A 1,879-nucleotide genomic window follows, 5' to 3' on the forward strand; every position below is an offset into this window, starting at 1 on the left:
CAATTGCATAATAGCCGGGCTTTCGGGTATTTCGGGTTCCGTGGTCGTGGGAGACAATGTCACCATGGGCGGCGGCGTCGGGCTTGCGGATCACCTGACCATCGGGTCCGGGGCCAAGCTTGCCGCCAGAAGTGGATTTATGAGCAATGTCCCTGCAGGCGAAATCTGGGGCGGTTATCCGGCACAGCCGATGGCGGAAGCGATGCGGGAGATAGCCATGCTGCGCAGGCTCGCCAGGACCCGCAAACAGGGCGAGGGAGGCAATGGCTGACATGATCGCGTCGACGACGCTGGAAGCGGTCGACATTATGGGGCTGATGAAGCTCCTGCCGCACCGCTATCCGTTCCTGATGATTGATCGCATCGTCGACATCGACGGCGACGAGTCCGCTGTCGGCATCAAGAACGTGACCATAAACGAGCCGCATTTTCAGGGCCATTTCCCCGAGCAGCCGGTCATGCCGGGTGTGCTCATCGTCGAGGCGATGGCGCAGACCGCCGGCGCCATCTGCATCCGCAGCCTGGGCACTGAAAAGCCGTCGCTGGTCTATTTCCTGACCATCGACAACGCCAAATTCCGCAAACCGGTCGTTCCCGGCGACCAGTTGAAGATCTATGTGAAGAAAATCAAGAAACGCGGCAACCTGCTCAAATTCGCTTGTGAAGCCATGGTCGACGGCGCCAAGGCGGCCGAGGCCGAGATTTCAGCCATGATGGTCACCAGCGACTGACGATCGAATGCTTATGAAAATCAAGACATCCATCCATGCTTCCTCCGTTGTGGAGGAAGGCGCCCAAATCGGCCAAGGCGTGCGCATCGGACCGTTCTGTCACGTGGGCGCCGATGTGGTGATCGGCGATGACGTCGAACTGGTCAGTCATGTCTCGGTGATGGGCGCGACATCGATCGGTGCCTCGACCAAGGTCTACCCGATGGCAACATTGGGCGCACCGCCGCAGAACACCAAGCACAAGGGCGGTCGCACCACCCTGGTCATTGGCAAGAACTGCACGATCCGCGAAGGCGTGACCATGCATCTCGGTACCGATTCCAGCCGCGGCGAAACGACGGTCGGCGACAATGGCAATTTCCTCGCCTACGCCCACATTGCCCATGATTGCGTCGTCGGCAACAACGCGACCTTCGCCAATGGCGCGACACTGGGCGGCCACTGCGAGGTCGGCAACAACGTCTATATCGGCGGCCTGACCGCTGTGCATCAGTTTGTCCGCATCGGCGACAACGCCTTTCTGGGTGGCTGCTCCGCGATCGTCGGCGATGTCATTCCCTATGCCATCGCGGTCGGCAACCGCGCCAGTCTGCGCGGCCTCAACATCATCGGCCTGAAGCGCTCCGGCCTGCCGAGGTCCGAAATCCTTGTGCTGCGCAAGGCTTACAGAATGATCTTCGACCGTTCCCGCACCGTTGGCGAGAACATCGAGTTCGCCAAGGCGGAGTTCGCGTCGTCGCCGACCGCCATGAAGATCATCGATTTCATCACCAGTCGCGGCAAGCGGCACTATGCTGTGCCGTCGCTCAAGGGCGGCGATGGCGACGATGTCGATGACGAAGACTGAGGCAGCGGCAGCGCGTCTTGATCTCTCGCCGGGCTCCCGGGTCGGCATCATCGCCGGCGGCGGCAGTCTGCCGGTCGAAGTCGCGGCCGGTTCGGCTGAACAAGGCTATCCGCCCTTCGTCATCGTGATGGAAGGCGAGGCCGACCGGATGGCGGAGCTCTCCCGGTATGAGCATGAAAGCCTCGCCCTGGAAGGTATCGGCTCGCTGATACCGTTGCTGAGGCGGCACCGGATCACCCATCTGGTGCTTGCCGGCGAGATCAAGCGCCGGCCAAGACTGACGCAGCTCCGTCCAAGTCTC

General features: G+C 61.5%; 2 protein-coding genes and 2 pseudogenes. All 4 read left to right on the forward strand.

Going from position 1 to position 1,879, the window contains the following annotated elements; translation table 11 throughout:
• Positions 1–271 (forward strand): annotated as a pseudogene (locus EN935_RS33855) (UDP-3-O-(3-hydroxymyristoyl)glucosamine N-acyltransferase); the annotation flags it as partial.
• On the forward strand, positions 264–731 hold the full coding sequence (gene fabZ / locus EN935_RS33860; protein WP_027036657.1) for a 3-hydroxyacyl-ACP dehydratase FabZ: 468 nt from the start codon (positions 264–266) through the stop codon (positions 729–731). The pseudogene EN935_RS33855 and the gene fabZ, both read left to right, overlap by 8 nt.
• 13 nt (positions 732–744) lie before the next feature.
• On the forward strand, positions 745–1,578 hold the full coding sequence (lpxA, locus tag EN935_RS33865; RefSeq protein WP_109669349.1) for an acyl-ACP--UDP-N-acetylglucosamine O-acyltransferase: 834 nt from the start codon (positions 745–747) through the stop codon (positions 1,576–1,578).
• A pseudogene (locus EN935_RS33870) lies at positions 1,550–1,879 on the forward strand (DUF1009 domain-containing protein); the annotation flags it as partial. The gene lpxA and the pseudogene EN935_RS33870, both read left to right, overlap by 29 nt.

The organism is Mesorhizobium sp. M7D.F.Ca.US.004.03.1.1 (genome assembly GCF_003998635.1).
Lineage (GTDB): Bacteria > Pseudomonadota > Alphaproteobacteria > Rhizobiales > Rhizobiaceae > Mesorhizobium > Mesorhizobium loti.

Bases quoted from the DNA above. Each gene is read 5' to 3' on its own strand.
- fabZ (WP_027036657.1), top strand. From the start codon at position 264: ATGGCTGACATGATCGCGTCGACGACGCTGGAAGCGGTCGACATTATG.
- lpxA (WP_109669349.1), top strand. From the start codon at position 745: ATGAAAATCAAGACATCCATCCATGCTTCCTCCGTTGTGGAGGAAGGC.